A 24,350-nucleotide genomic window follows, 5' to 3' on the forward strand; every position below is an offset into this window, starting at 1 on the left:
AGAGATCGTCATGGGAAACGTGCTCATCATCGATGACGAAAAGAATTATCTCTTCATCCTGGAAGACCTTCTCCAGGAAGAAGGGCACTCCGTTTTGACGGCCCAGGACGGGACCGCCGGCCTGGATCTTTTCCGAAGCAACGATCTGGATGTGGTGGTCACCGACATGAAGATGCCCGGCATGGACGGGATGGAAGTGCTGGAGCGAATCCGCGCGCTCAATCCCGACATTCCCGTGGTGATGATGACGGCCTACGGGACAGTGGAAAAGGCCGTGGAGGCCATGAAGAAGGGTGCCTTCGACTACATCATGAAACCCTTTGAAAACGAAGAGCTCAAGATCATCATCGGCAAGGCCTGCGAGCACTACCGTCTGATCAGGGAAAATCGGGAATTGAGCGCCAAGCTCCAGGAACGCTACCACTTCCACAATATCATTGGAAAGAGCGCTTCCATGCAGAGCATCTATGAGTTGATCGAAAAGGTGGCCCCCACAAAAGCCACGGTTCTGGTCACGGGGGAGTCGGGGACGGGAAAGGAGTTGATCGCAAGGGCCATCCACTACAACAGCCCCCGCAAGGACGCGGCGTTCATTTCAGTCAACTGTGGTGCTTTGCCGGAGAATCTATTGGAAAGCGAGCTGTTCGGACATGAAAGGGGCGCTTTCAGCGGGGCGGTGAGTCTTCGCAAGGGGCGCTTCGAGATGGCCCACGGAGGTACCCTCTTTCTGGATGAAATCAGTGAAATGTCCCCACCGCTTCAGGTCAAACTCCTTAGAGCTCTCCAGGAGATGGCCTTCGAGCGGGTGGGTGGGTCCGAAACCCTCCAGGTGGATGTGCGCGTTGTGGCCGCCTCCAACCGCAACCTTAAAGAAGAAGTGGCGGCAGGCCGGTTCCGCTCCGACCTCTATTTCCGTCTGAACGTGGTCCATATCCTGCTCCCGCCTCTGAGGGAGCGCAAGGAAGACATTCCCTTGCTCATCAAGCATTTTCTCACCAAGTACGCCCGGGAGATGGGCCGGGAAAACCTGTCCGTGTCGTCCGATGCCCTCCGGGTTCTGCTGGACTATTCCTGGCCGGGAAACGTGCGGGAACTGGAAAACGTGGTGGAGCGGGCCGTGATTTTGTGTTCGGGCGATGCCATCGGGGTCCAGGATCTTCCGCCGGAAGTCCGTCTCGGCCCCGGGGAAGCACAAGAGGAAGAACGCCCGGCAGTCCAACGGCCTTCGAATCAGGGGGAACGGCGGGGCGCCCTTCTGGAAGACCTCCTGCCGCCCAGTGCCCATCGGGACCGGCAGTTGCGGGCCCTGGACGTGATCCGCGTCCAAGGTTTTATCACCAACCGGGACTATTCCAAACTGAACGAGATCTCGGAGCGCCAGGCCTTGAGGGAACTGACAGAGATGCTGGACCTGGGAGTCGTGGTGCGCGTCGGTAAAGGGCGGGGCTGTCGATACGTACTGCCCGAAAACACCTGAAGCACACCGCAGGCGCCCTCCACCGCATATCCCTCCGAACTCAAAGGCAAAGCGCTTGACATCACCCGGCGACCCTATAGAATTGCGCGGAGATTCCCTGGAAGCTGTGGCCCGGAACCCCTCCAACGGACACCAATCAATAGGAGAATCGATCATGCAGACGGTGGCGGACAAGATCAAGGAGCTGCGAGAACGGGAAGCGAAGATCAAGCAGATGGGCGGCGAGAAGGCCGTGGCCAAGCAGCACGATCGCGGAAAGATGACGGCTCGCGAGCGTATCGAATATTTCTTCGATCCCGGAACCTTTCGGGAATTGGATATCTTCGTCAAACACCGGGGGACCCTGTTCGGCTTGGACAAGATGGACATCCCGGCCGACGGTGTCATCACCGGCTACGGATTGGTCAACGGAAGACAGGTCTTCGCCTTCTCCCAGGATTTCACCGCCCGCGCCGGAACCCTGGGAGAAATGCACTCCAAGAAGATCTGCAAGGTGATGGATCTGGCCCTCAAGACGGGGAAACCCTTGGTGGGCTTCAACGATTCCGGAGGCGCCCGCATTCAGGAAGGTGTGGACGCCCTGTCCGGCTACGGCCAGATCTTCTACCGCAACGCCATCGCCTCGGGGGTCATCCCACAGATCTCGGCCATCATGGGCCCGTGCGCCGGCGGTGCGGTCTATTCGCCCGCCATGACCGACTTCGTCTTCATGGTGAAAAAAACCAGTTACATGTTCATCACAGGCCCCGACGTGATCAAATCGGTCTTGGGCGAAGAGGTGACCCAAGAGGACTTGGGTGGCGCCGTGGCCCACAGTACCAAAAGCGGGGTGGCCCACTTTGCCTGCGAAAGCGACCAGCACGCCATCGACGAGATCAAGAGGCTCCTGAGCTTTCTTCCGGACAACAACATGGAAGATCCCCCGGTGGTGGAAACGGGCGACGACCCCCACCGCATGGATCCCGCCCTGGACTCCATCCTGCCCGACAATCCCATGGGCCCTTACGACATGAAGGACGTGATTCGGGCGATCGTGGACAACGGGGACTTTTTCGAAATCCACGAAAACTACGCCCAGAACATCGTGGTGGGCCTGGCCCGCCTCGGCGGTCACAGCGTGGGGATCATCGCCAACCAGCCCAAGGTGCTGGCTGGATGCCTGGATGTGGATTCCTCCGACAAAGCCACCCGGTTCATCCGCTTTTGCGACGCCTTCAACATCCCGCTGCTCACCCTCGCCGATGTGCCGGGTTATCTTCCGGGAAAGCAGCAGGAATGGGGAGGCATCATCCGCCACGGCGCCAAGTTGCTCTGGTGCTACTCGGAAGCCACCGTGCCCAAGATCACTCTGATTGTTCGCAAGGACTACGGCGGATCGTACCTGGCCATGTGTTCCAAGGACCTGGGGGCCGACATTGCCCTGGCCTGGCCCACGGCGGAAATCGCCGTCATGGGAGCCGAAGGAGCCGCCAACATCATCTTCCGAAAAGAGATCCAGTCGGCGGAGGATCCCGGGGCCAAGCGGAAGGAAAAGATCGAAGAATACCGCAATCTGCTCTACAATCCGTACATTGCGGCCTCCCGCGGCTACATCGACGGGGTCATTGTGCCCAGTGAAACTCGTCCCCGGCTCATTGAGGCCTACGCCATGCTGCGTTCCAAACGCCAGTCATTGCCGCCCAAAAAGCACGGCAATATCCCCGCCTAGGAACCTGCCTCACAAGGGCCTCTGGGCCGTTTGGGGCCCTCTGACCAGTTGAAATTCCAGCGGGTCCTGTGGTGTTTTTGGAGATCTCAGAAAGCCTTGATAGGGGCGGGTTTGGACCCCGCCCCTATCAAGCCTTGTCCCGGCCGACCGCACGGGCCCGTCCGGAAGTCCCAAGTCTCGTCTGCGAAAGAAGGGATCAACCTGGACGTTCTCGGGTAAGCCCCTGGCTGTGGGCCCACACGCCTGCGGGGGAATCCGCCCCGGTCGTGCCACGGTCCAACCGGTAACACCACCGCACCCGATGCAACAAGCCCCCCCAGGGGGGTCCCGTTGATCTCTTGGGAGTCTCCCTCTCGGCGAAAACCGGTTCCACTTCACCTTTCCACGATCGCTATCTTTGGCACGAATTGTGCTCAACTTTCCCCCGAGGAAAAGTTGGGTGTGGCGATGGTTTAACCGCAATCGGGAGGGGACGGCGACCATGAGAGGGGCTTTGGAGACAGTGAAAGCGACCGCACGTGACCACAGGCCCAGTCCCGTCTATGCGGGTTATTTCGACCTGACGGAGCCCCCCTTCTCCCTGACGCCCGATCCTGCCTTCTTGTACCTTACGCCCACGCATCGGAGCGCCTTGGAACGGCTGCGCTATGGCATCCGAAACGGTGTGGGATTCATGTGGGTCCTGGGAGAAGTGGGAACGGGCAAGAGCACGCTTTGCCGCTATCTTCTCAAAGAGTTGGAAGACGAAGCCCACACGGCCTATGTGGTCAATCCGAGTCTGTCTTCCGTCGAACTTCTGACGGCCATTCTCGATGATCTGGGCCTCTCCTCCCAGGATTCCCCTTCCAAAAAGGTGCTGCTGGACTCCCTCCGGGACTTCATTTTGTCCAGTGGGAACCGACGGACGGCGGTTCTGATCGACGACGCCCAGGCCCTCCCCGACGAAACCCTGGAGGACCTGCGCCTGTTGTCCAATCTGGAAACGGACAAGGAAAAGCTGGTGCAGGTGATCCTATTCGGCCAGCCCGAATTGAAGGAAAAGCTCGCCCAGGCGAAGATGCGTCAAGTCCACCAGCGGGTTGCCATTCGTTGTGAACTGCACCCGCTCAATGGGGACGAAGTGGGAGACTACCTCAACTGGCGCCTTCAGCAGGCAGGCAACCGCGGACAGCTCTCCGTGAGCCGTTCGGCTGTGAAGGAGCTGACCCGTCAAAGCGGGGGCATCCCCCGATTAGTCAATCTTTTGGCGGACTATGCCCTCATGGCGGCCTATGTGGCCGAAACCCGCACGGTGGAAGCGGAACACGTCCGGCGTGCCGCAGCCGAATTGAAAATGACCGAGTTCCCGCTTCAAGAAAGAAAAGGAAAAGTGGACTTGGCCTGGCTGGTGTTGACCGTCGCCGTATTGGGACTCCTTGGTGTGACCATCGTCTGGTAAGTCCACCTCTTTTCTCATTTCATGGGGAGACGTCCATGAGCCTTCTCCACAAGGCCTTGGAAAAGAGACAACGGGAGACCCGGAAAGAACCGCCGACAGCGGAGATTTTTGCCTCCACGGCAAAGCGGACCCGACGAAGCGGAATCGCCCGCATCATCTTCATTGCCGGGTCCATCTGTGCGGCCCTGGCACTCTTGGCTCTTTTCCAAACCCATTGGCAAAGACCGTCCGGGGACCTTACCCGACCTGCCTTTTCCCCGACCGTTCAATCAGCCAAAGCCGACGCTTCGGATCAAACAGCGGCCTTGCCGGCGGTGGAGAAAGCCCCACGCGATACGGGACCGAAGAAAGAGGATGCCCCTGCAACACCTTCCTTGCCCACCGCTCCATCCATCCTTCCATCTCATCGGGACATGGCACGGGATCAAAGTCAGCCGCCCCCCCAAGAACCGACCCCGAGCACCAAGCCCGTGGCCCCCGAGGCTCTCGTGGCCGAAAATCTTGCTTCTCAGCCCCCGAAGACAAAGACAGCACCAGGGGTGGGCGGAAATGCGGTGAGGGATCGGAGGCCGACTGCTGCAGTCCCCGCAGGCGGGGTGCGTCGGGCTCCCTTTTTGAGCGCAGCGGAGCGGCTTTTGCGGGAAGGACACCCCGACCAGGCCGCTTCCCTGTACCAGCAGGTCTTGCAAACGGAACCGCGCTCGAAACAGGCCGCGCTGGGCTTGGCGTTGGCCCACGCCATGAAAGGCCGATGGAATCGGGCTCTTCCCATTTTGGAAGAATTGGGAAAGCGATTTCCCCAGGATCCTACCATTCGGCTCAATCTGGCCATCGCCCAGGTTCGACTGGGTCAGTTGGATCAGGGTCTGAAGAATCTGCAGGTGGCCTCTGACTTGGGAGCGGATGCCTATGTCGTTCGTCTTCATCAGGGCGTTGCCCTGAGGGCTCTGGGGCGCTTGGAGGAGGCTTTGAAGGCCTACCAAGCGGCACATCGACTGCGCCCCCACCAACTGCCGCCCCTGTGGAATATGGCCATTGCATTGGATCGGGCGGGACGATTCCAGGAAGCCAAAGCCATCTACCAGCGGATGCTCGACGACTTTGACATGGCCGATGGAGACAAAAGGCGGGTTCAAGATCGACTGGCGCAGATCTCAGCCCTGGAACGTTCTTAAGTCCGTGCCGGCCTGGGCCAAGGAGGAATGTCTTTGAAAAAGAAGCTTGGTGAGATCATCGTCGAATTGGGGTTTGTGGCCCCTGATCAAGTGGAGGCGGCTCTTCAGGAAGCTCAGAGCACGGGAGAGATGTTGGGCGATGTGCTGGTTCGGCTGGGATGGCTGAGCCACCAGCAGCTCAACATGGCCCTGGCGGCCCAGTCAGGTGCCAAGCTCTTGGATCCGCAGCGAACCACCGTGGACATAGAACTCCTGGCGGCCCTTCCGGCGGACCTTGTCCGCAAGCACCAGGTGCTTCCCCTGGAGAAGAAAGGCGATACGGTCCTGGCCGCCATGGCCAACCCTTACGACGTGCTGGCCCGCGATCTGGTGCAAGATAGCACAGGATGCACCGTGCAACCCGTGCTGGCAGCCCCCGACTGGATCGAAAAGGCCATCAATTTCTACTACGAGACGGCGGCCAACCTGGATAAGGAAGTGAAGGAGCTGATTCGCCGGGCCACCCAGCACACACCCGGCCAAGGCAGCGAATCCCTGGGCGTGAGGCTGGTGCACCTCATCATCACCAAGGGATTGGTCACGGGGGCCAGTGACATTCACATCGATCCCGACGATCGGGTCCTTCGGGTACATTACCGCGTGGACGGAAGCCTTCTCCAGGAATACCTCATGCCCAAGGCCCTTCACAGCGCCGTGGTGACCCGCATCAAGGTGCTGAGCGAAATCTCCATCGCCAATCCCAACATTCCCCACGACGGGCGGACCATCTTTCACGGGGACATCCAGGATGTTCCCATCCGCGTATCCACCCTGCCCACCCAGCACGGGGAAGCGGTGGTGCTCAGGCTCCTGCAGCGCGCAGAGGCGGTGGGGGACATGGAGCGTTTGGGTTTTCCCGAAAGGGAACAAGCCCTTTTTTCCGAGGCGATTCGAAGATCCTACGGCCTCATTCTCGTCACGGGCCCCACAGGTTCCGGCAAGACCACCACCCTCTACACGGCGCTCCTCCAGGTCAAAACCCCCACCAACAACGTGATCACCATCGAGGATCCCATCGAATATGTGCTCCCCACCGTGCGGCAGTGCGCCGTCAATCCCAAGGCGGGATTCACTTTCGCCTCGGCCCTCCGAAGCGCTCTGCGCCAGGATCCGGACATCATCATGGTGGGGGAAATCCGCGACCAGGAAACGGCTGCGTTGGCTCTGCGGGGGGCCATCACCGGCCACCTGGTGCTTTCCACCCTTCACACCAATGACGCACCCAGCGCCATCCATCGCCTGCTGGACCTGGGGGTCAGCCCGACCATTCTGGCGTCGGGGCTTCGGCTGATCGTGGCCCAGCGGCTGGTGCGCCGCATTTGCGAACATTGCCGCGTTCCTATGGAGCCCACGGAGAGGCAGCGAGCCCTGCTGGACGCCCATCCAACGGAAGCCCAAGGCACCTTTTGGCGGGGCGCCGGGTGCGAGGCCTGCCGGCATACAGGCTTCAAGGGACGGATCGGAATCTTTGAAGTCATGGAAAACGACCCCGAAATCGAGGAATTGATCGTTACGCAAGCCCCCCGTTCCAGGATCCTGGAGGCCGCCGTGGCCAAGGGCATGCGCCCTCTACTGGTGGACGCTCTCCAGAAGGCCGCGGCCGGATGGACCAGTTTGGACGAAGTCATGAGGGTAGCCGTTTAACCATGCCGCATTTCAAGTATCTGGCAGTCGACGATCATGGCCGCACCACAAAAGGAACGATCTTCGCCGAAGACGAGTGGGAAGCGGAAGCCCGCCTGGAGCGCATGGCCCTGGCGGTGGTCCGTGTCGTACCCGCCCGCCACAGGGAGATGCCCGCTTTTTTGGCCCGCCGGGTTTCCCTATCCGAACTGGCCCACTTCTACGACCGTCTCTCCGATTCCCTGGGAGTGGGGCTTCCCCTGGCGACAATCCTGGAAGAAAACAGCCGGAACCTCCGCCATCCCACACTCCAGCGGGTCCTCCGGAGCCTGCGCCTGCAGGTGGAGGAAGGCAACACCTTGGCCCAGGCCATGGAACACCATGGCGCGATCTTCGACAGCTTTCAGCGGAGCATTGTGCGCATGGGCGAACTTTCGGGAACCCTGCCCAGGACCCTTCGCCAACTGGCGGATTTCTTGGAATGGCAGGCGGAACAAAAGGCCCAGGTGCGCCGCGCCCTCGTCTATCCTCTCGTTGTTTTGGGGGTGGTTTTCGTGGTGGCCATCGTTTGGATCGGCTACGTTCTTCCCCAGGTCTCCGCGTTTCTTCAGGACATGGACATCCCGCTGCCGGCCGCCACCCGATTCATTCTGAACGCCAGCGCCTTTCTCGGGTCGTGGTGGCCTTTGATTCTCGGTCTTTTGACGGCTGCAGCGGTCGGCCTGGCGGTGTGGGTGCGTACCGAGACGGGAAAACTGATCGTAAGCCGCCTATCCTTGCGGATTCCGGTCCTGGGACCCCTGATTTTGAAACTGGCCATGTGCCGGTTGTGCACCCATTTTTCGTTGATGCTGGAAGCGGGAATGTCCGTGGAAACCATCTTCGAAACCCTGTGCGGGGGCGCTCTGGGCAATCGTTTCCTCGAAAAAGACCTGGGGCGCGCCCACCGGGAGGTTGTGGCCGGCCGCACGTTGCATGAGGCCCTTTCGGCCAAAAATATCTATCCGGATCTGGTCCTGGCGGCCTTTCGAACGGGCGAGCTCACCGGAAATCTTTCAGAAGCCCTCGAAAGACTGGGGCAATACTACGACAAGGACGTGAGGCGGGACGTGAAAGCCTTGACGGCGCTTTTCGAACCGGCAAGCCTCATCCTGCTGGGCGGCACCTTCGGAGCCGTCCTTTTGGCCATTCTCCTGCCACTCTACGATGTCTTTTCAAGGATCCAGGGATTCTAAAGCAGCAGACCTCCCCTGGTCTTTCTTGCCCAGCCACGGCCCCACCGAAAAAGGAAGGGACTGCGGCAGGCGGACCCTGTTGCCCGGTTTGGATAGGGGGTTACCCTGGGGCGGGAGACGCCGGCTCCTTCAAGAGCCCTGTCCGCCCGGGGAGGGAAAAAGCGCCTAAAGAAGGGCGTTTTCCCGCCACGAACCAGCGTGAGACTCCATGGAGTCGGCACCGTGCCCCCAAGGGTGGCTCCGCCCAAGGGGCACGTCCATCATCTTGCGAAAACAGCACAACGCCGTATTCGTGCGGATACTGAAAGGAAAAGCCGGCCGTTTAAGGGAGCTTGTCCGAAAATGGCCTTTCGCCTTTTTGTGGCTTTCCGACCGGTTGAAATGTCACCGGCTCCCTGGTGCTTTTGGATTCTCAGACACCCTGGGCGGGCCGGGTTCGGAACCCTTCCCTGCGACGGCCTGGCCAGACCGGCAGCACGGGCCCGCCTGGTTGCCCCAACCTCCCGTCTGCACAAGAAGGCAGCAACCCGGGCGTTCTCAGATAGGCTTTTAAGCGCCGTCGTAGACCAGGGTCACCGGGTTTGTCAAAAAGAAGAATTCATCCAAGGTCGCAGAGGTTGCCTCCTCCACGACACGGATCCTGGAGTGGGCTTCCACCCATAGGGTCCCGCTGGAGCCGTCATCCACGACCACGTGTGACCCGCTGAGCCAGGTGGTCCCCCCGTCGAAACTCTGCTCCACCCACAGGTCCTCGGTATGGGTACCTCCCGACTTGTTCAGCACCATCAATTTTCCACACCCGGAGCGGGCAAGGGAATAAGGACTGGAATAGACCAGCAGATCGTCGAAGGCGGTATCCGCTGGTTTGTGTTCATACAACCCGTCGTTTCCGTCGGCGTTTTCCCCGTCCAGGTATCCCCCGCCGCCGTCCTTGTTTTCGGGGCCGCCGGAAACGAGCACGAAAGGAACCGAGACGAGCACTCCGCTGTCCCTCACCTGCAGGCTTGCCGAGCCCGATGCCAGCAAATAATCATCGCATCGCCTGCTGCGCTCAGAATCTGTTACGGAGTTATGCTCCGTCAATTCTCGAAGAACCGCGTAGGTAAGGGACCGGCCCGCCCCGTCGCCGGGCGGCAGGCCCAGATCCGCATGGGGAAGCGTTCCCACGAGCCGTGCCCCCCCTCCGCTCTCACGGTTTTCTTTGCCGTCGCCGTCTGTATCGGGGCAGGGCAGATAGCCGTTGACTTCCCAGTAGCCTTCAAGGGCCTTTTTGGCTTCCTCCAGCCGGTTGTTGATCTTGGTGCGGATCCCGCTCTGGAAATAGACCCGTGCCACCGGTATGGCGGCCCCGGTGAGGATGCCCACAAGGACCAGCACCAGGGCCAGTTCCACCAAGGTCATGCCCCGGCGATCGCTGCAAAGCGCATCCATCGAAACCATGGTCACGGCGCTCATCCTTGCGGATCCCTGAGTTCCAAAGGGCGGAAGACGACTCCTAGAATTCGACGTAGAGGGTAATTAAGCCATTGCCAGAATAATCAGCACTGGCTCGTATGGAGCCTGTATCGTAAGCACCGTCGTCGTATTTGGTGTCGATCATCCCCGCCACATCGCGTTTCATGTATGTCAGGTAAATCCAGTGAGTCGTTTTTCCCTGGGCGGTGGCGTACCCAATATACATGCTGCCCCCCAGGACGTGGGTGGGATAATTCTGCGTCGAATAATCTCCACTGATCAGGTTCGCCCACTGTAAGTTGTCGAAGGCATTGGCAACTTCAGCTCCGGAGATAAGTCCGTTGCCGTTGCCGTCTGCACCCGCCCCCCGGCTGCTTGCCTTGGGGTCGTCTCCCGGAAAATAGCCGTACATGTCGTAGTACGTGTTGAAGGCCGCCCTCAACTCATCCATCTGCTTCACCACCCTCTTGACCTTGGCGGACTCGATCATCTGCTGGCCCTTCAAAACGCCGCCGATGAGAAGTCCGATGATCACCAACACGATGGCGATCTCCACCAGGGTGAAGCCTCTCTGGTCCCCGGCTCCCCACTTCAATCGGTTCATGTCATTGCCTCCTTACTGGAATTAAAGTCTTAACTTTACCGCGATACCATGGTGCGCAGGACACACCACCTATCTTCTAACGTGCTATCGGAATTCCTTTCCCAGCACTTTAATAGAAACCGTCCTTTTTTCCCATTTTGCCGGTTGAACAGGTTGAAGCATGCGCACCTCCCGGCATCCCCCACCCCCTGTGCTGCTCAATGGGATGGGCATGATACGGCTTTTCCAGGTCGGGGTTCCCGCGACATTGGCTTTGGGTGATTCGCCGAACCGGAAGTCCGTCCGAAAAGGAGCCACCGACTGGAAGGGCGCCCCCCGCCACACCTTCTTTAAGGCCGATCCGATGGATCGCGTGTGCCCAAAACGATCGTAAAGCCCTGTATTGACTGCATGCGTTGGGTGACGGCCGATTGGAAGCCGGCAACCCATGGACCCAGTGATTGGGAGGGACGTTTTAACACCCGTTTGGTTGCCACGCCACGTCCCGACGGGATTCATGGCAAGGGCACAAGGCCGCGGGACCACGGCCCTCACATAAGCCGCGGGGTGAGGATCACCACCAGTTCGGTGCTCTCGCTTTCTTGCCGGTGATTGCGGAAGAGCCCTCCCAGCAAGGGGATGTCCCCCGCCAGGGGCACCTTGTCCTGCTTCCAGCTGTCGTTTCGCCGGATCAGACCCGCCAGCACCACACTCTGCCCTTCACGGACCCGCACCATGGTGCCCATCTCCCTGAGAGAGATGATGGGGTTGCGCACCTGTTGGACGCTGGATCCCGCCGTGGGGATATCCACCACCTCCTCACCCTGCAGGTTGGTGATGGAGGGAACCACATGCAAGAGGATTTCCCCATCGTCGGCGATCTGCGGGGAGATGCCCAGTTGCAGGCCCAACAGGGCCCGCTTGATGGAGGACTCGAAAAGCACATTGCCGTTTTGGTCCACCGTGAGCCCCGACACGTCCCCGAAGGGGAGCTGACTGCCCACGGTGATCACCGCCGATTGCCCGTTCATGACCGCGATCTGGGGGTTGGAAAGGACCCGCAACTGCCCCTGCGAGCGCAAAAAATCGATGAGCACGTTCAGGGCGGTCGCCCCCTTGGTAAGGCTCAGCCCCGCGGCGCCTCCCGTCCCCGGACTGGAGATGGTGGCCCCGGTACCGGACGCCAACCCGGCGCCCAGATTCTGCACCAGGGTCAAAGCCCCCTCTGCGCCGAAAAGGGAAAGCCTTTCCTGGAGCAGATCCCACTGAATCCCCATTTGATTGGAATCGCTCAATTGGACTTCCAGGAGTTTGGCATCGATGAGCACCTGGCGTTTGACCACTTCCTTGAGGCGCTCGATGAAACGCCGGATGCTGGACATCCGGGAAGGCACATCGGCCACATAGATGGTTCCCGCATAGGGTTGGACGAGCACTGTGCCTTCGGGGCTCTTCAGGGCCTCCAGGGCCGACTTGATCTGGCCCCAGATGTCGGCCGTCTCATCGGAGTCTTCCGTTTCCACCCGAAACTCGCTGGTCACCGCGGAGCTTCCGCCCCCACCTCCCGCCGTCTCCATGGCACTGCCCAGGATGTCGCCACCCACCTTGGTGGTGGTCTTTCGTTTGGATCGGAGATACTCCACATGGAAGATCTCCTCCTCGAAGCGCTGAACCAAGAGAGATCCCGCATCAACCTTGTAGGCATAGTCCGCGCCCTGCACCACCACCGTTTGGAGTGCTTCGTCCAAGGTGGCGTTGGACAGGCGCACGTAAACCGGAAGGCTCAAGTCCAATCCCTTTTGGACGATCAGGTTGAGATCGGCTTCCTGGGCGATGGCGGCAAGAACGGCCGACAGAGGGGCCCCATCGAATTGCAGTGAGTAGAGCTTGGACTCTTGGGGAGAAGGTGGGACGTAAGGCTGGACCTTTTCCTCCAGAGCAGGGGGCCCCGGCGGCGGATTCCCCTTGGGGGGATGGAGATAGCTGGAAGGCAGCCGCGCTTCTCCCCGGTTGCGACCCGCCATATTGGGCCCGGCGCAAGACACCAGGACAAACAGCATCACAAACAGTGCGAACCAAGATAATCTGTGTTCAGGTTTCATTGTCCGAGCCTCCACCTTGGACCCGTTTGGCGTCCTGGATTTCCTGCAAGTGAGCATCTGAGGGTAAAGGTTCCTTTCCCACACCCGGATCCCCCGCCTCAGTCGGATCCTGCGTTTGGGAAGGAACAAAAACCCAGGGAATCCGCCTCGGTTCCAACCGCACGGGATTTCCTTGGCGATCCCGCAAGACCACTTGATGGGGTTGGATGTCCGCAACCCGATAGGAGCCGATCATATCCCCTTCAACCACACGCTTGCCGCCCATGACGGCGATGCAAGGGGACCCACCGCCCCATTCATGCCGGCACACGATCCCTTGCAGCAAGGGAGGACGCTCCCGCACCACCGGGGTCTCGTCCACGGGGGGTTGAAGCACCTCTTGCCCAAGAGGCGGGGCCTGGGGGCCTTTGTTTCCGGAAAGGGAGAGGGCCGGCACCCGCCGGGCGAGCTCCTCCAAAGCGGCCTGGCGTTTGGTCCACAGGGCATGGGTATCCCGCGCCCGAACCACCACGCCTCTTGTCCCCTGCCATGGCGCACGTTGCGAAAGGCTTTCATGGGAACCGGGGCCATGGCCCCAGAATAGAAAGCCGCAGGTGCCCACAAAAAGCGCCGCCACAAGCAGCCAAAAGCGGCCAGGGTGCGTCAAGATCCAAGCGTTCATGGGACGATCCTCGCATGAAAGACTGTGGTAAGCTGGACGTCCCAGGATCCAGAGTCGGGGGATTGAGCAATCCCCGGATGGATGGTGCCGAGCCCCCTGTCCTCCTGTCGGCTCCTGGAGCGTTTCACCTGGACCTTTTCGATCTCCCAGAAGGGATAGCGGCGTTCTGCCTCCGCCATCCAGGCCAGGCATTTTTCGGGCTCAGCGCGCAGTGCAACCTCCACGGACATACGGAGGTAGGGATCACCCAGCTGGGAGACTTCCGGGCCCTTTTGCACGGAGCACTCGATTTTCTCAAGCCCCATGCGGTCCCCCAACTGTTTCAGTTCTTCTTCCAGGACAAGCCAGCCGATCCGTGGATCCTTGCACGGCAGATGGCACTCCCGAACCCATCGGCCGAGATCTTTCGCCAAAGGATAGACAGCCTCATAGGTTCCCTGGATTTCTCGGGCCATTTGGACGCGCCGTGCTGCCTCCCCGGCCTGGTATTGCCGATACCAGCCGAGCCAAGCCGCCAGGACGGCCATCGCCCAAACCACCACGAGAATCACGCCCCTTTTGCCCATGGGATCTCCAGCTCCAGATGGAAACGGTATCTTTGTGGAACGCCCTCTTTTGCCGAACCCAACTGCTCGAAGGGTATCCGGGACAGGGGAATTTTCTTCAGATTGGGATCCAAGGCCCCCAACCCATCCAGGACCATCCTCAATTGCTCCTCAAACACGTGCACCGAAGAGGCCGTCACAACGGCGTCCAGGGCCAGTCGGGTTACCGCGCCCAGGTCCATGGAGACGGCCTCCAGTGTCACCGGGGCGGGTAGGCTCCGCTGGATCGCATGGAGCAAAAGCGCGGGACTTCCCTTGCCAAAGCGGCTGGAGATGAATTGCGCTTCCTGACGCCACTGGTTCAGCGCCGGATGGGGCATCTGGAGGTTGTCCGCCATGCCCTGCGCGGCCGGAACTTCACGCCAGATCCCACCCGTAGGCGAGAACAAACTCCCCAACAAGATGAAAGCCGTTGTGGCCGCGCCCGTGAGAATGCCCCATCGAAACCAGGGATCCAGCGCAAGCTCACGTTTATGGCGGGACGGAAGGATGTTTCCGGATAGAGCGTTCACACGATCACAGTCCACCAAAGCCAAAGCGCGTTGCCAACCTGCCGCGTCCCAGTCGGCCGCGTCGCTCCATACCTTCACCTCCGCCGATGGTTGCCACCTTTCCACCGTCCAGGCCGGCGACTGCTTCAAATTCTCCACAAGCAAAGAGACCCATTCCCCGTCACCGTCCAGAAGGATCCGGGAAAACGGGCGTTTTTGCTGCTGTTGAAAAAAGACGTTGGATTGCTGGATCTCGTAGGAGAGAACCTCCACAAGGGACGGGGGATCCGTTCCCATGGGTTTCAGGTCCCGGTGGAAAGCCAGCCTGTCGTCGGAAAAGGCGTAAAGATGGAATCGACCCTGTCGCTCGAAAAGAACCGCTTTGACTTCATCTTTCGGCACCGTCGGCGTGTTTCGAAGCAGATCCTCCCACAGAAAGCCTGCGGTGGTGATGGCCCGCACGTGCACACCCCGCCTTTTCAGGGCTTGGAAGACCCGCCAAACCATGGGATCCCGTGCGAAGCGCACATGGAAGCCCTTCCGCCCATTTCCGGACGGATCCGATCTCCAGCAAAAGAAGTGGGCTCCTTCAGAATCTCCTCCCAGTTCCCTTCGCACTTGCCGGTAGGCGTAGCTTTCAATGAGCCGGGTTTTGGTGCTCTCGAATGGAACCCATTTGTCGGAAACCCACGCGTCGGGCACCACGACGACGGCCCCTTCACCCCCCTGGAAGGCTTCCTCGGGGAAAAACGCCTCGACGGGGGCTTGGGCTCCCTGGGGCGAAAAGGGAAAGGAAGTTCGATGTCTAAAGCCACGAACGTCCCTTGCGCGGACCGGCTCCACACTGAAAACGTGGAAGGCATCTTGGGATACCCACACAATCACCTGGTCTTTTTTGCGGCCTCGCCACATCACCATCGTTCCTCGGGGGTCTAAAAGGCGGCCTGACGCGAAACCATCGTGCGCAGCTCCTCGGGATCGGGGCTGTAATTGAGCGCGGTTTCCATGGAAAGGCTCCCTTGCTGCACCAATCGCAGGAGACTTTGATTCATGGTGACCATTTGCGTCTCGGTTTGCCCGAGCTGCATCTGGGCGTAGATCTGATGGATCTTGTTGTCTCGAATGAGATGGCGCATGGCCGGAGTGGGCAAAAAAATCTCCAACGCCAACAACCTTCCCACGCCATCTACGTGGGGCAGCAGAAGTTGGCTCACCGTGCCTTCCAGGACCATGGACAGCTGAAGGCGCACCTGGTTTTGCTGATGCTGGGGAAAGACATCGATGATCCGATGGATCGTCTGAACCGCCGTGTTGGTATGCAGGGTACCCAAGGTGAGATGGCCCGTTTCACTCAAGGTGAGAGCGGCTTGGATCGTTTCCAGATCCCGCATTTCTCCGATCATGATGACGTCAGGATCTTGACGCAGCACCCGTCGGAGGGCGGAATGAAACGATTGGGTATCCCGGCCCACTTCCCGCTGATTGACCAGGCACTTCTTGTGGGAATGGACATATTCGATGGGGTCCTCGATGGTCACAATGTGGCCCGAACGATTCTGGTTGATCCAATCGATCATGGCCGCCAGGGTCGTGGACTTGCCGCTTCCCGTGGGCCCGGTCACGAGCACCAGGCCCCTGGGTTTCTGGAGAAGATCAGCGATGACGGGCGGCAGACCCAGTTCGTCCAGGCTGGGTACCCGAAAGGGAATGGCGCGAAAGCTCCCGCCCACGCTTCCGCGCTGGCGAAAGAGATTCACCCGGAAAAGGCTGACGCCTTCGAGTCCAAAGGAAAAATCCAGTTCCCCGTCGCGAAGGAACTGCTCCTTCTGTTCCTGGGAGAGGATCCCCAGACAGAGCCGCTCCGTATCGGCGGGCCTCAGGATTTCATCGCGCGCTGGGACCAGTCTGCCATAGATTCGGTACTGGGGGCGCGCCCCGGCGGTGATGTGCAGATCTGAGGCTTCCAGCTCGGGCATCCGGGCCAGCAGGTCTTGCAGCGAGATCATGTTCCCCTCCGTCCCAGTTCGCGGCATCCCATGAACGGCGCGAGTCCACGCGGGAAGGTTCGGCAAACTTCGTGCCTAAACTTTCACCTTCAGATTCTCTAATCGGCTTATGGCAGGAATACTTAAAAGGATTCTTCGTTGCGGAGGGTCTGGATGGGATAGTCCCGGCCCGCCACCGTGAGACGATAGCCGCCGGTCTCATCCCAGCGCAGCAAGGAGGCCAGCTCGTAGTAGGCCACCTTGCCCAACCGGGCGGGCAGATTCCTTTTCGTGGCAAGACAATAGAGGGCGCGCTCGCCCTGAATGCGAAGGCTCTCGGGCCGAAGCGGCTCTTCCCGGCCGTCTTCCAGAAGGATCCGGATGCGTCGCACCGAACCGGATGCTTCCTTGTCGACAAAGATATACCGCACCCAGAGAGGCGCATCGGCCACGCGCACCGGATGCACTTCCCCTTCGCATCGGACGTAGTAGCGGCCGATTCTTTCAAAGAGGGACCGGCTCAGGAGGCGAAAAAGATCGCGGTCTTCCACCGGATTGCCTTCACAGAACCACCGGCCGTGTTCGTCGATGAAGTAATCGTAGAGATGGCGTTGGCCCCGCCGCTTGGGCTCCCCCATCACATCACGTCCTTTGCACCCGTCTTGGAGCTTGTCCGAGAAGGCCCAGGTTGCTCCCTGCGGGCCCCATCTATCCGTTGGCACAGGGCGGGCGCAATCTGGGCGTTTTCAAACAAGCTCTTTAGAAGGTGAAATCCACCGCCACGATCTGATCGCAGATCCGCTTGACGATCTCCAGGACCTTCACGTGTTCCGGGTGCACCTGATAGCGTTTGAGCGACTCCAGATCCTTGAAGCTGGAAACGAGGCCGAAGTCGAACGAACGCTCAGAGCGAACAATATCCCTTCCGAAATCGTAGGAAAGGATCTCCGGAATGGCCCCGGGAAGGGCGTCCAGTCCCTTCTCCAAGGATTCCACGTCCTCTTCCGTCACACCCGGCTTGAACTTGAGCAGCACCACGTGCTTGATCATCACGCTCCTCCCCGTTCCCTCATCCATTCTTGGTTTCACGAAGCCTTCGCACGTCTCCGACCCGGATGGTCACCCGCTGTCCGTCGAAGTATTCCAGCAGCGGGATGGTGTATTTGCGGCTGGCCTGAGTCATTTCCTTGAACTGGGCGGCCGAAATCTCTTGATGTTCCTTGAGGAATCCCACCAGCCTTTCTTTGAGGTCTTCAATGGCCTTGCGGTGAAAGAAGAGGTCTTCTTTCACCTTGACCAAGGTCTTTTGGGCCAGCATCCATTCCAGCACATCTTTATGCTGGCGGCTGTTGCCGGGAAGGTCTTCCACCACAACCTTGAAAAACGGAGGCTGCAACCAGGCCTTCCTGTAGATTTCTTCAATGCAGTCCCGGATCTTTTTTTCATCATCGGTCAGATCCACTTTGTGGGAAGTGAGCCGGACCACCTCTTTTTCCTGCACCAACTCTCCGCGCTCCGACAATTGCCGAAACACATAGCCCAGGAGCTTGGGATCGATGGGCCGTTCCATCTGAGCCGACACCTCTTCTTTGGGCATACCCGCCTTCAAGGGGTTCTTTCGGTGGTAGGCGTCCAGAACCTTCAAGAGGTCTGTTTCCACCGCCCGGAGCACGTCCGGATGGATGTAGCGGCGACTTTCCTTGTCGTAGAGAAGGACGGCCTTTTGGCTCACCAGCCTGGCCAGGTTGTCTCGGAAGGCCTTTCCCATCACGTTGGAACGGATCTTGAGTTCCGCTTCCGACACGCCGGTCCATCCGGCATCCAGCACATGCCACAAAAGGATCTCGCTTTCCGATCCAGACTGCAGCAAGCCAAGGGACGCGGCGGCCTGAGCCTTGTCCTTTCCTTTGTGCTTTTTGGGCACCGGATGCAGAATCTCACCGCCGCCCAGGGTGCGGATGGGCGAATAGGAGCGCAGGACGAACCGATCTCCCCGAAGAACCGCCAGAGGGCGATCCAGGCGCACTTGAGCGAAGGCGGATTCACCGGGGGAAAGTTCCTGGCGATCCAGAAGGATCAACGTGGCCACCGTCTCCATGGTTCCGGTGTGGAATCGAATCTTTTGGCGGTCCTTCAAGGGCTTGGGAGCGCTGGGGAGCAGGTCCAATGAAACATCCAGCATGTAGCTGGGAAGCAAGGAATCCGGTGTCGCCAGCACCTCGCCCCTCTGAACGGTCTCCCGGTCCACGCCTTGCAAGTTGATGGCCGTCCGTTGGCCGGGAAAGACCTCCTGCACGTCCTGGTTGTGGACTTGGAGGCCGCGCACCTTCGTTTTGATCCCCGACGGATAGATGGTGACCGGATCCCCCACCCGCAGCTTTCCGGACAGGCTGGTTCCCGTCACCACCGTGCCGAACCCGCGCATGGTGAAGACCCGATCGATGGAAAGGCGGAACGGACCCGCTTGGCTCCGACCCGGCACCTGGGCCACCTTCTCCAAGAGGACCTTCTTGAGCTCGTCCATCCCCTCGCCGGTGACGGCGGAAACCTTCACCACGGAAGCGCCGTCCAGGAAGGTGCCCTGGAGAAACTCCCGGACGTCCTCCTCCACCATGTCGATCCAGTCGGGGTCGTCCACCATGTCGATCTTGGTGAGCACCACCAGCCCTTCCTTCACGCGTAGCAACTGGCAGATTTCCAGGTGCTCGCGCGTTTGGGGCATCACCCCTTCGTCGGCGGCCACCACCAGCGCCACCAGATCGATCCCGGAGGCTCCCGCCACCATGTGCTTGACAAAACGTTCATGGCCCGGAACGTCCACGATCCCCAAGCGGCTTCCGTCCGGAAGATCCAGGTAGGCGAAACCCAGCTCAATGGTTATCCCCCGCTGTTTTTCCTCCTTCAATCGGTCGGTATCGATTCCCGTCAGGGCACGGATAAGGGAGGTCTTTCCGTGGTCAATGTGTCCCGCCGTCCCGAGGACCACCTGATTCATCGCCTGTCACCTCGCACTTGGAATCGCCTCATTTGTGGGCAGCCACGTGGGGCACAGTGTGCCACATCCCTTCCGGCGATTCAACGCCGCAACCCGGGCGCACTCTTCGGTCCGTCAGTCGGCGGCGGGATCTGGAGAGCCAGGCCGAAACCATGGCGACAGGCCCCGCCGCCCTCAAGCGGCGTTCCGCCTTCCGCTGGACAGTGCGGGGAAAGCCCCTTGGACCGCCACCAACGCCTTGAGAAAAAGAAGGGCCCGTGATAGGCATGGAGCCCGTACGGCCGCCCCAACAGAAGGGGGCCTGGAGGCTGGCCACTGCTGGGAGTTCTTCACGGACACCTCCCAGGACCCGCCCCTTTCAAAGGTGACGATCAGATGGAGTGTTCATGCGACGGTTCGTTTGGTTGGCTTCTCTTTGGCTTCTTTTGGCTGTTGGATCCCTGGGCTTCCTGGAAGTCGTTCGGTTGTGGACCTTTTCCTTGACTCCCACCCCCAACCTGGCCCCCCTGGAGGTGGAGATCCAACAGGGAACCAACCCCAGGGCCATCGCGGCTCTCCTGGAAAGCCAGGGTGCTATTTCCGATGCCCGCCTCTTTTACTGGTACGCCCGCCTTCAGAAGGCCGCCGGAAGACTGCAGGCAGGCACCTATCGCTTTCCCCCCTTGCCTACTCCCCGCATCATTTTGGACGCCTTGGTTCACGGCAAGGTCATCTTCTACAAAATAACCATCCCAGAGGGATCCGGCCTCGAGGAGATCGCAGAGCTGCTGGAAGAAAAGGGCCTGGCCTCCCAGGCGGAGATTCTCAGGCTCTGCCATGACCCCGCATTTCTCGCATCCTTGGACCTTCAGGAAGCCCCCAGCCTGGAAGGTTACATTTTTCCCGAGACCTACCTTTTCAGAAAGAACACAAGCCCACAGAACATCCTGCGTCGCATGGTTCAGGAATTTTGGAGGCACTTTCCCGAAAGCCGAAAGGAAAGGGCCCGTCAGCTGGGTATGAGTATCCATGCCGTCGTCACCCTGGCTTCCCTGATTGAAAAGGAGGCCATGGTGGATAGGGAAAGGCCCGTGATTGCTTCGGTTTTCTACAACCGCCTCAAAAAAGGCATGCCTCTTCAAAGCGATCCCACGGCCGTCTACGATCTGAAATCGTTCCGCGGGCCCATCACACGAGAGCATCTGAAAAGAGAAAGCCCGTACAACACCTACCGTCACAAAGGTCTCCCCCCCGGGCCCATTTGCAGTCCGGGCGAAGAGTCGATCAGGGCGGCCCTCTATCCGGCGGAAACCTCCTATCTCTACTTTGTCAGTAACGGCGACGGCACCCATACCTTTTCCGCCCGCTACCGCGACCACCAGCGGGCCGTCCGCCGATACAGGAATCACAAACAACAGTCCGTCCCACCCCCCGGGAAACATTGAAGTCTTCTGCCACATTCAACGGAGGTCGGTAGAGCGCCATGACACACGCCAACGAGACACACCCCGTGACCAGTATCGTCTTCGCGGCCGGAAAGGGTTCCCGCATGCGAGGCTACTCGGGCAACAAGACCCTCCTGCCCCTGATTTCATCTGCTGCCAATCCATACGAGGGAGACCGCCCCCTGCTCGTGGAGGTGTTGGAAAACCTTCCTCCCGGGCCCAAAGGCATCGTGGTTCACCACCGTGCGGAGGATGTGCAAGAGGCCACGGCCGCCTATTCGTGCACCTATTGTTTTCAGCCGGAGACAAACGGCACCGGGGGCGCCCTGCTGGCCGCCCTGCCCTTCCTGGAATCGGTTGGAACGGAAGAGGTGATCATCACCATGGGCGACGTGCCGCTCATACGGCCGGAGACCTATCGGCGGCTTTTGAGATCCCTCGGCCAGAGGCACTTGGCCGTCCTGGCCTTCGATCCCCGAGACCCGGCCCAGTACGGAAAGTTGGAAGTGGAGGGGGACCGGGTGCTTCGCATTGTGGAATGGAAGTATTGGCATGGCGAACAGGATCCAGAACGCAGGGCCCGGCTCAATCTGTGCAACGCCGGGGTGTATGGGGCCCGCCGCCGCCCCTTGCTGGAATGCCTTCGGGAATTGGAAAAGAATCCCCACGTGGTCGAAAAGGAGCGCGACGGGCGATGGGTTCAGATCCGGGAATACTTCCTGACCGACCTGGTGGAAATCATGAATCGGGCCGGTTATTCGGTGGGCCTTTGTCTGGCAGACGAAGAAGAAGTGCTCGGAGTGGATACGCCGGAAGCCCTGAAGCGGGCCCAATCCATCTATGCCCAAAGGCGGGCGTCATCTTAGATTGACCCCGGCCCGGACTTTCGCTATTGTGCATCTGTTCCCGGTTGGACCGGGCGCCCATTATTTTGTTCCTTTCTTCCCACATTCCATCCACATCCAAGGTATCCGCACAAGGAGGGATCTATGGCCGTGAAGCTCATCGACAAGACCCCATCGGCTTACGACTACCCGCTTCTCATCAAGCAGCTCCTGCATCGGCCCATCCGATATGCGCCGGAGCAGGAGATCGTCTACCGGGATCTTTGCCGTTATACCTACCGGGATCTCTATAAGAGAATCGGGCAGGCGGCCAACGCCCTCAAGGCCTTGGGCGTGGAGCCGGGATCCACCGTGGGCGTCATGGACTGGGACAGCCACCGCTATCTGGAGCTTTTCTACGCCGTGCCCATGATGGGGGCCATCCTCCACACCGTCAACATTCGCTTGTCCCCCGAACAGATCCTTTATACGGTCAACCATGCGGAAGACGACGTGCTGCTGGTCCATGAAGACTTTTTGCCCATCGTGGAAGCCATCAAGGACCAGTTCCAGACGGTCAAAAAGATCGTGCTCCTGAAAGACTCGGAAACCGCTCCCCAGACCGCCGTTCCTCTGGATGGTGAGTACGAGGAACTGCTTGCCGGGGCCGATGCGGACTACGACTTCCCCGACTTCGACGAAAACACCAAAGCGACCACCTTTTACACCACGGGCACCACGGGACTTCCCAAGGGCGTCTTCTTCAGCCACCGCCAGCTGGTAATGCACACCATCACCGTCATGGCGGCGGCCGGATCGTTGCATACCACAGCCACTTTCCGTTCCAACGACGTCTACATGCCCCTCACCCCCATGTTCCACGTGCATGCGTGGGGACTGCCCTATGTGGCCACCCAGCTGGGAGTGAAGCAGATCTACCCGGGCCGCTATGAACCCGCCATGATCATGAAGCTTCTGGTGACGGAAAAGGTGACCTTCTCCCACTGCGTGCCCACGATCCTGCACATGATTCTCACCAGTCCCGCCGCCAAAGAAGTGGATCTGTCCAACTGGAAGGTGATCATCGGCGGATCGGCTCTGACCAAGGGATTGTGCAAGGCGGCCATGGATCGAGGCATAGACTTGATTACAGGCTACGGTATGTCCGAAACCTGCCCGGTGCTCACCCTGTCGCAACTCCAGCCCCATATGCTGGATTGGTCCAAAGAAGACCAGATCCCCGTCCGATGCCGCACCGGCCAGCCCATCCCGCTGGTGAATCTGCAGATCATGAGCCCGGACGGCACCTTCCTGCCCCACGACGGCAAGAGCACCGGCGAAGTGGTGGTGCGGTCTCCATGGCTCACCCAGGGCTACTTCAAGGATCCCGAACGGGCCGAAGAGCTCTGGCAGGGCGGCTGGCTCCATACGGGCGACGTGGGCTATATCGACGAAACCGGCTATCTGCAGATCACGGATCGCATCAAGGACGTGATCAAGACGGGCGGCGAATGGATTTCCACCCTGGAGCTGGAAGACATTCTCATGCAGCACGAGGCGGTCAGTGAGGCGGCCGCCATCGCCGTGCCTGACGAAAAGTGGGGCGAACGGCCCATGGTGCTGGTGGTTTTGAAGGACGACTACAAGGGCAAGGTGAGCGAAGAGGACATCAAGGCCCACTTCATGGGTTTCGTGGAAGAAGGGGCCATCACCAAATGGGCCGTTCCGGACCGGGTGGCCTTTTTGGATGCCCTGCCCAAGACCAGCGTGGGCAAGCTGGACAAGAAGGTTATGCGTCAGCAGTTCAGTTGACAGGTGACCTCCCTGGAGGGGCAACTCTAAAAGATGTCACAGCCCTAAAAGGCCAAGGAAATCACAGGCTGTTTCGAGCCACGGAAATCTAGCCCGCGGCTCGGAACCGACGCATCTTCCGTGAGGGCCGGCTTGGAGGCGATTGGGATCGCCGCCAAGCCGGCCTTCCTCATGCCCTCCGCCAAGCTCATGGAAAACCGCTGGGCCATGTGGAATCCCACTCCCCCGGCGCCTGCGAGGATCCTTTTTAAGCCGAGAACCCCATATCAGAAAGCGTGTTCGAAAAGAGACTGCCGGATAGCAGGCCGCGCTGGACGCACCTTCTCATGGGCCTGATGGGACCGCACGGCGTCGAGGAAACTTGATCCCTGCCGCCCCGCTGCGTTCACCTAGCCCATTGCGCCCCGGCCGCTCTTGTGATAGAAGCTTTCATTGTGAAAATGGGCATTAAAGGAGGGACAAAGAATGTCGAACTGGGCGTGGCGTATCGGCATGTTGGTAGTGGGAGGCGTACCGGCCATCATCGGCGGCGGCCTTTTCTGGCATTTGTTCGAAAAGTGGACGGCGGTCATCGTCTGGGAGATTGTGCTCCTTTTCATCTTGAGCCTCATCATCTCCAAAGGGGATAAGCGGGGACAGGAAGCCGGCCACTAGCCAGGGCATCGACCCCCATCGCGGAAGGCACGGGGCTCGTGTCCTTTTGCGATGGTGGCCCATC

General features: G+C 59.9%; 20 protein-coding genes. 10 read left to right on the forward strand and 10 right to left on the reverse strand.

Going from position 1 to position 24,350, the window contains the following annotated elements:
* Positions 1–10 precede the first annotated feature (10 nt).
* The 6 genes from B9A12_RS02960 to B9A12_RS02985 all read left to right on the forward strand — a co-directional run bounded on the left by B9A12_RS02960 (position 11) and on the right by B9A12_RS02985 (position 8,695).
* Complete coding sequence (locus B9A12_RS02960) at positions 11–1,477, forward strand: sigma-54-dependent transcriptional regulator (protein WP_084056132.1); 1,467 nt, start codon at positions 11–13, stop codon at positions 1,475–1,477.
* A gap of 154 nt (positions 1,478–1,631) precedes the next feature.
* Positions 1,632–3,185, forward strand: coding sequence for an acyl-CoA carboxylase subunit beta (locus B9A12_RS02965; protein WP_084056134.1), 1,554 nt, complete (start codon positions 1,632–1,634; stop codon positions 3,183–3,185).
* A gap of 502 nt (positions 3,186–3,687) precedes the next feature.
* Positions 3,688–4,623 (forward strand): ExeA family protein, encoded by a 936-nt coding sequence (locus tag B9A12_RS02970; RefSeq protein ID WP_170920299.1) that lies wholly within the window; start codon positions 3,688–3,690, stop codon positions 4,621–4,623.
* A 554-nt stretch (positions 4,624–5,177) separates the two neighbouring features.
* Entirely contained in the window at positions 5,178–5,798 is a 621-nt protein-coding gene (locus B9A12_RS16880) for a tetratricopeptide repeat protein (RefSeq protein ID WP_170920300.1), read from the forward strand.
* A 33-nt stretch (positions 5,799–5,831) separates the two neighbouring features.
* On the forward strand, positions 5,832–7,481 hold the full coding sequence (locus B9A12_RS02980) for a GspE/PulE family protein (RefSeq protein WP_170920301.1): 1,650 nt from the start codon (positions 5,832–5,834) through the stop codon (positions 7,479–7,481).
* A gap of 2 nt (positions 7,482–7,483) precedes the next feature.
* A complete protein-coding gene (locus B9A12_RS02985) occupies positions 7,484–8,695 on the forward strand; it encodes a type II secretion system F family protein (protein ID WP_170920302.1) in 1,212 nt (403 codons plus the stop codon).
* 549 nt (positions 8,696–9,244) lie between these two features.
* Here B9A12_RS02985 and B9A12_RS02990 read toward each other — a convergent pair.
* The 10 genes from B9A12_RS02990 to selB form a co-directional block, all read right to left on the reverse strand.
* Positions 9,245–10,135, reverse strand: coding sequence for a prepilin-type N-terminal cleavage/methylation domain-containing protein (locus B9A12_RS02990; protein WP_245802337.1), 891 nt, complete (start codon positions 10,133–10,135; stop codon positions 9,245–9,247).
* Positions 10,136–10,190: 55 nt separating this feature from the next.
* Positions 10,191–10,754, reverse strand: a complete 564-nt coding sequence (locus B9A12_RS02995; RefSeq protein ID WP_084056146.1) for a type II secretion system protein — start codon at positions 10,752–10,754, stop codon at positions 10,191–10,193.
* A gap of 530 nt (positions 10,755–11,284) precedes the next feature.
* Positions 11,285–12,835 carry a type II secretion system protein GspD gene (locus B9A12_RS03000; protein ID WP_170920304.1) on the reverse strand — a complete coding sequence of 517 codons (1,551 nt, stop codon included), beginning with the start codon at positions 12,833–12,835 and terminating at the stop codon, positions 11,285–11,287.
* Positions 12,825–13,496: a hypothetical protein gene (locus B9A12_RS03005; RefSeq protein ID WP_084056149.1), complete on the reverse strand. Its 672-nt coding sequence runs from the start codon at positions 13,494–13,496 to the stop codon at positions 12,825–12,827. The genes B9A12_RS03000 and B9A12_RS03005 overlap by 11 nt, the downstream gene beginning before the upstream one ends.
* Entirely contained in the window at positions 13,493–14,062 is a 570-nt protein-coding gene (locus tag B9A12_RS03010) for a hypothetical protein (protein ID WP_084056150.1), read from the reverse strand. The genes B9A12_RS03005 and B9A12_RS03010 overlap by 4 nt, the downstream gene beginning before the upstream one ends.
* The gene (locus B9A12_RS03015; RefSeq protein WP_084056151.1) at positions 14,044–15,504 is read right to left on the reverse strand and encodes a hypothetical protein; all 1,461 of its coding nucleotides are present in this window, start codon (positions 15,502–15,504) and stop codon (positions 14,044–14,046) included. The genes B9A12_RS03010 and B9A12_RS03015 overlap by 19 nt, the downstream gene beginning before the upstream one ends.
* Positions 15,505–15,524: 20 nt before the next feature.
* Positions 15,525–16,598, reverse strand: coding sequence for a type IV pilus twitching motility protein PilT (locus B9A12_RS03020; protein ID WP_084056152.1), 1,074 nt, complete (start codon positions 16,596–16,598; stop codon positions 15,525–15,527).
* A 122-nt stretch (positions 16,599–16,720) separates the two neighbouring features.
* Complete coding sequence (locus B9A12_RS03025; protein ID WP_084056154.1) at positions 16,721–17,215, reverse strand: DUF1285 domain-containing protein; 495 nt, start codon at positions 17,213–17,215, stop codon at positions 16,721–16,723.
* 121 nt (positions 17,216–17,336) lie between these two features.
* On the reverse strand, positions 17,337–17,627 hold the full coding sequence (locus tag B9A12_RS03030) for a Dabb family protein (RefSeq protein ID WP_084056156.1): 291 nt from the start codon (positions 17,625–17,627) through the stop codon (positions 17,337–17,339).
* A gap of 19 nt (positions 17,628–17,646) precedes the next feature.
* Entirely contained in the window at positions 17,647–19,572 is a 1,926-nt protein-coding gene (gene selB, locus B9A12_RS03035) for a selenocysteine-specific translation elongation factor (RefSeq protein WP_084056158.1), read from the reverse strand.
* A gap of 386 nt (positions 19,573–19,958) precedes the next feature.
* Here selB and mltG point away from each other — a divergent pair, with 386 nt between their 5' ends.
* The 4 genes from mltG to B9A12_RS03055 all read left to right on the forward strand — a co-directional run bounded on the left by mltG (position 19,959) and on the right by B9A12_RS03055 (position 24,286).
* Entirely contained in the window at positions 19,959–20,996 is a 1,038-nt protein-coding gene (gene mltG, locus B9A12_RS03040) for an endolytic transglycosylase MltG (protein WP_084056160.1), read from the forward strand.
* Between the two features lie 38 nt (positions 20,997–21,034).
* Positions 21,035–21,862 carry an NTP transferase domain-containing protein gene (locus B9A12_RS03045; RefSeq protein ID WP_084056162.1) on the forward strand — a complete coding sequence of 276 codons (828 nt, stop codon included), beginning with the start codon at positions 21,035–21,037 and terminating at the stop codon, positions 21,860–21,862.
* Between the two features lie 123 nt (positions 21,863–21,985).
* Positions 21,986–23,632, forward strand: coding sequence for a fatty acid--CoA ligase (locus B9A12_RS03050; protein ID WP_084056164.1), 1,647 nt, complete (start codon positions 21,986–21,988; stop codon positions 23,630–23,632).
* Positions 23,633–24,097: 465 nt separating this feature from the next.
* Positions 24,098–24,286, forward strand: a complete 189-nt coding sequence (locus B9A12_RS03055) for a hypothetical protein (RefSeq protein WP_084056167.1) — start codon at positions 24,098–24,100, stop codon at positions 24,284–24,286.
* The last annotated feature ends 64 nt before the right edge of the window (positions 24,287–24,350 follow it).

It is taken from the genome of Desulfacinum hydrothermale DSM 13146, assembly GCF_900176285.1.
Taxonomy (GTDB): Bacteria; Desulfobacterota; Syntrophobacteria; order Syntrophobacterales; family DSM-9756; genus Desulfacinum; species Desulfacinum hydrothermale.

Bases quoted from the DNA above. Each gene is read 5' to 3' on its own strand.
- B9A12_RS03050 (WP_084056164.1), top strand. From the start codon at position 21,986: ATGGCCGTGAAGCTCATCGACAAGACCCCATCGGCTTACGACTACCCG.
- B9A12_RS02965 (WP_084056134.1), top strand. From the start codon at position 1,632: ATGCAGACGGTGGCGGACAAGATCAAGGAGCTGCGAGAACGGGAAGCG.
- B9A12_RS03030 (WP_084056156.1), bottom strand. From the start codon at position 17,627: ATGATCAAGCACGTGGTGCTGCTCAAGTTCAAGCCGGGTGTGACGGAA.
- B9A12_RS02995 (WP_084056146.1), bottom strand. From the start codon at position 10,754: ATGAACCGATTGAAGTGGGGAGCCGGGGACCAGAGAGGCTTCACCCTG.
- B9A12_RS03025 (WP_084056154.1), bottom strand. From the start codon at position 17,215: ATGGGGGAGCCCAAGCGGCGGGGCCAACGCCATCTCTACGATTACTTC.
- B9A12_RS02990 (WP_245802337.1), bottom strand. From the start codon at position 10,135: ATGGTTTCGATGGATGCGCTTTGCAGCGATCGCCGGGGCATGACCTTG.
- B9A12_RS03015 (WP_084056151.1), bottom strand. From the start codon at position 15,504: ATGTGGCGAGGCCGCAAAAAAGACCAGGTGATTGTGTGGGTATCCCAA.
- mltG (WP_084056160.1), top strand. From the start codon at position 19,959: ATGCGACGGTTCGTTTGGTTGGCTTCTCTTTGGCTTCTTTTGGCTGTT.
- B9A12_RS03055 (WP_084056167.1), top strand. From the start codon at position 24,098: ATGTCGAACTGGGCGTGGCGTATCGGCATGTTGGTAGTGGGAGGCGTA.
- B9A12_RS03005 (WP_084056149.1), bottom strand. From the start codon at position 13,496: ATGAACGCTTGGATCTTGACGCACCCTGGCCGCTTTTGGCTGCTTGTG.
- B9A12_RS02960 (WP_084056132.1), top strand. From the start codon at position 11: ATGGGAAACGTGCTCATCATCGATGACGAAAAGAATTATCTCTTCATC.
- B9A12_RS02985 (WP_170920302.1), top strand. From the start codon at position 7,484: ATGCCGCATTTCAAGTATCTGGCAGTCGACGATCATGGCCGCACCACA.
- B9A12_RS03045 (WP_084056162.1), top strand. From the start codon at position 21,035: ATGACACACGCCAACGAGACACACCCCGTGACCAGTATCGTCTTCGCG.
- B9A12_RS03020 (WP_084056152.1), bottom strand. From the start codon at position 16,598: ATGATCTCGCTGCAAGACCTGCTGGCCCGGATGCCCGAGCTGGAAGCC.
- B9A12_RS03000 (WP_170920304.1), bottom strand. From the start codon at position 12,835: ATGAAACCTGAACACAGATTATCTTGGTTCGCACTGTTTGTGATGCTG.
- B9A12_RS03010 (WP_084056150.1), bottom strand. From the start codon at position 14,062: ATGGGCAAAAGGGGCGTGATTCTCGTGGTGGTTTGGGCGATGGCCGTC.
- selB (WP_084056158.1), bottom strand. From the start codon at position 19,572: ATGAATCAGGTGGTCCTCGGGACGGCGGGACACATTGACCACGGAAAG.